We start from the raw sequence: 979 nt of genomic DNA on the forward strand, positions 1-979 counted from the left end.
AGTAGACATCAGTAAAGATCTATTTGATGTTGCCAGTTCAGAAGGAAAACACTTCCAATTTAAAAATAACGGATTGGGCTTTAAATCATTTTTAAAGGCTCTTTCTAACCAAGATCTGGTGGTTATGGAAGCGACAGGATATTATCATTATAGGTTGGCACAATTCCTTTATGAAAAGGGAATGAAGGTCTCGGTAGTCAATCCTTTATCAGTGAAGCGTTTTATTCAGATGAAACTCTCAAAGATTAAAACCGATAAATCTGATGCCAAAGCGATATGTGAATACGCTAAAGCCAATGAGGTTCCTTTGTATACGGCAAAAGACAAGAGCCAGGCCGAGGCTCTTCAATTACTTCGTCTAATAGATATCTACACCAAACAGAGTACAGCCCTAAAGAATAAGCTTCACGGAGAAAAAGTTCTGGGAAAACCGTCAAAAGTCGTTTTTCACTCGCTAAACAGATCACTTAAAGTAGTACAAAACGAGATCAAAACTCTGGAAGTGAGATTAACAGAGATTGTTAAGGATGAGCAGCAAAAACAACTAACACTCCTTAAAAGTATCCCGGGAATGGGTAATAAAACAGCCATTATGTTATTGGTGTTAACCGATGGTTTTACCAATTTTGAGAACGCAAGTCAATTATGCTGCTATGCCGGAATTACTCCTATCATCCGAGAATCAGGATCCAGTGTAAGAGGAAAAAGTAAGATTAGTAAGATGGGCAATCCAAAACTTAGAAACTTACTATTTATGTGCAGCTTTACCGCATGTAAACATAATAAAGCCTGCAGGGAGATCTACGAGAGAATAATAGCCAAAGGTAAAAGTAAGAAGCTTGCACTAATCGCCGTATGCGGCAAACTGCTGAAACAGGCATTTGCAGTGGCAAAATCGGGTTTACCATACGATGAAAATTATGTATCAAAATTAGGATAAATTGTTTGGAAGTTAGCTTAGTTCTTTGTTAGCTGCTGG

The 979-nt window shown here is 37.9% G+C and carries 1 protein-coding gene; it reads left to right on the forward strand.

The features are described 5' to 3' along the window. Nucleotides 1–940, forward strand: a 940-nt coding sequence (locus ACOV1Q_RS15855) for an IS110 family RNA-guided transposase (RefSeq protein WP_424495381.1), incomplete at its 5' end; no start/stop codon positions are given. Between the last annotated feature and the right edge of the window lie 39 nt (nt 941–979).

The sequence above is a fragment of the Salinimicrobium maris genome, assembly GCF_049680855.1.
Lineage (GTDB): Bacteria > Bacteroidota > Bacteroidia > Flavobacteriales > Flavobacteriaceae > Salinimicrobium.